The 3,391-nt window shown below is 39.8% G+C and carries 2 protein-coding genes; both read left to right on the top strand.

All coding sequences use genetic code 11. From position 1 onward, the window contains the following. On the top strand, positions 1-2,520 hold a 2,520-nt coding region (locus H6G26_RS40045), incomplete at its 5' end, for a DUF3854 domain-containing protein (protein ID WP_190737504.1). A 5-nt stretch (positions 2,521-2,525) separates the two neighbouring features. After that, positions 2,526-3,308 (top strand): hypothetical protein, encoded by a 783-nt coding sequence (locus tag H6G26_RS40040; RefSeq protein ID WP_190737502.1) that lies wholly within the window; start codon positions 2,526-2,528, stop codon positions 3,306-3,308. Positions 3,309-3,391 lie beyond the last annotated feature (83 nt).

Raw genomic sequence — 3,391 nt, 5'->3', positions numbered from 1 at the left:
ATTTTCTTGCTAGATGTCCCAGGCGTGATTGCCCAAAATATTTACTCAAAAGCTGGAGTAAACCCCAGCGATAGCGATCGCTTGAGTGGTTTTTGGTATTGTGTGTGCAAACACAATATCCCACTTGTCATTACAGAGGGTGCGAAGAAGGCGGCTAGTCTACTATCACATGGTCACGCAGCCATCGGACTACCGGGAATTTCCTCCGGCTATCGCTCACCTAAAAACGAGTGGGGCAAGAAAATTGGTGATTCCTATCTGGCTGATGAGTTAGCTGTTTTCGCAACTTCGAGTAGAGAAATCAAAATCTGCTTTGATTATGAAACTAAGCCTGAAACTAAGCTCAATATCCAAAGAGATATTTGGAAAACAGGAAGCTTATTACAAGAATTTGGTGCTGTCGTTAAAGTAGTAACGCTGCCAGGGCCAGATAAGGGTGTAGATGATTTTATAGTCACGCAGGGAGGAGAAAGTTTTGAAAAGCTATCTGCCGGGGCTATAGCTCTAGAAGAATGGCATCAAAATCAACTTGATAGCTTACGTTTTACTATCAAGCTCAAAGATGGCACAGTCAAAACAATTGATCAACAAAAAGGAGATTCTACTGTGACAGATGCTCCCGAATTAGAACCAAACATTGGTGTATTTAAAAAAAGTCGTGCTAAATCACCTATTGACCTTGGTTCACAAATTATAGATATAAAAGTTATTGATTCAGACATTATTCATGTAGATGTTGCCCCAGAGTCAGCCCAAGCACCTGAATCGCCTGTAATTTCACAAAACACAAAAAGCATTAGTTCTTGGGCTAAAAAAGAAAATGTTACACTTTATGAGCCTAATTTTTTTAGAAAGCGTCTAGAAGCTAGCGAGAATAAACAAATAGCTTTTGCTGCTTATACTTTGTTAAAAAAATATGGTGTTGAGGCTAAAAATGAACAACAGCAGACCAGTGGCAAAATCTACCATGCTGATGCTTTTGTAATTAAGAATCATGGCGCTGATAAATACAGTATCTCTCGTCGTCATGATGATGTAGAGTTAATGACTTTTCAAGCTGATAAATGGGGACACGTAGGCAATATTAAACTTTCTTACACAGAAATAGAGTCTGAACAAAAAATTTGGAGAGAAAAACAAATTAACATTCTGCCTATTGAAAGGCAAGAGTTTTTGTTAGTGGCTGACTACCTCAAAGCTGGTAAAGAATTGCCCTCCGTTGATGAAGACCCTCGCAAAATAGCTTCTGTCGTTGGTTCAGTCTCTCCTAAAGGCACACACAATATTTTAGAAAGTTTCAAAGAAAACGAGGTATTAAAAATTCTCACACAAACTATTACTAGCTTCGAGAAAGACGACTTAACCTTGGGCAATTACCGGATTATTTTTCGGCAAACTAGTGACAATACATCTACTCTGCAATTACTCAAAACTGAACACAATGGTACAAATCGGGAAGCTGTTCGCTTTCAGTTTGAGAAAACTGACACTGGTATGACTCATCAAGTCCAAGCGATGGCTATCACTGAAGCTGATTTGGAGAAGTTAAGACTGTTGGCTCAAAAACTGCATATTAATTACAAAGCATTATTTGGCAACCCGACAGACACTCGTGACATCGACTTGCCCGTTCACCCCGAAATTAACCGTAATTTAAACGATGATCAGTCACACCAATCTACTCAATCTACGCCCAACGCACCAGATCGCAAGACACAATCAAACCTACAAGGAGTAAGCTCTAATTCTCCAAAACAACAGAACGCTGTATCACACTCAACTACACCTAATAGCACAACACCATCACAACCAACAAAACGATCCAATCTTTCTTCTAACTTAGATAACGCTGTGCTACCACTACATCCAGTTTTAAAACAATATTGGGAGCAGTTAGAAAAAGATGGTTCAAGTGATGAGACTGTAGCGCAAGGACATTTAGAATTTCAATCTAAAATTCAGGAAACTGGAAAATTAACTGTTGGTGAACAGCGTGAACTCTACCAGCAGATTCAAAATCTTGCCTGGAGCGAGATAAATCACTTTCGGCGTACTGATATTGTGCTTCCACCATTAGCCCACATTGTTAATGATTTGCGATCGCACGTTCAAAAAGAAGCACAGCCACAGTTTTATTCTGACCCAAAACGTGATACACCCGTGCCTCTTCACCCTGACATTGCCTCTCATTGGCAAGGTTTAGAAACTAATAATACTTGGTCTAGTGTTGCCAATCAGTACAACAACCCTTTACGGGAAAAACTTGTCACTACTGGCAAGCTGACTATTGGGGAGCAACGTGAACTTTACCAGAAAATTCTCCTTCAAAGTCAATTCGAGCAGCACAATAAAGGGCAAACGAATATCTCACTTCCTCCTTTGAGTGATATGATTCAAGATTTGCTCAATACTCGTAGCCAGATTATTAACAATACTTATACGCCCAAGGTTGAAGTACATTCCCAGAAATCTCACACTCCACAACAACCTACTACTAATTCACAGGAATTAGAATTGTAATCGCTATGCAATCTAGCTCAGTAGCCGAAACCATTACTATCATCAACCGCAACAGTGGCTTTTCTGACAACCAAATGGCCTACAGACTGGCGCTGATGATGGAGAAACACCCACCTTCACCGTCAATAACCCCCGCACTAGACCCCACACAGCGCGAAAATATTATTGGTGAGGTGAGAAATACTTTAGACCTGTCCCAAAATGCTCAAATTACTGAAGATTACAGGCAATCCCTTAAGGAAAAATACTACCAAGAGTACGCTCAAAAATTTGGTTTAAATAAATCCGAGGAAACACCTGATATAAACAACTCAACAAGAGTTGAAGATTTGATCAATGAAAAGAAAAAGACATTCTTGCAGCAGATATTAGAAACTAAAGAACGCAAACTGCCTTTTGTTGACAGCCAACAGTCAAAATCGGTTGAGACTGAAAATAATCAGGTTGTTAAAAAGTCTCTCATTCCTGCACTAATGAATATTATCGTTACAAAGGGACAAGATACTATTGGCGGTCGAGTCTATGAAGGCATGGCTTATCAATTAAATTTGTTGATGAGAGAAGGTATGCAGCGTCTGACTGTTTGGCGCAAAAGTGATAATCAATCGGCTTTTAGTGCTTATAAAGTAGATGATAACGAAGAATACAAAGTAATACACAATCACCTTTCACCACAAGAAACACAAAAGCTGATCAACTTTGATATAAGAGTGCAAGAACAACAGCAACAGCCACTGCCACAGCAACGACAAAACGAGCCATCTTCTGACGGCCCAGAGTTAGACTAACTAAAATACCCGACAAACAACCCAAGAATGTACGCACTTACTAAGACATATCGCTTAGTCACCCGCTCGAATTGTGACCAGGG

It is taken from the genome of Nostoc sp. FACHB-888 (assembly GCF_014696655.1).
GTDB lineage: Bacteria > Cyanobacteriota > Cyanobacteriia > Cyanobacteriales > Nostocaceae > Nostoc.
This window is presented reverse-complemented; position numbering and strand designations above follow the sequence as displayed.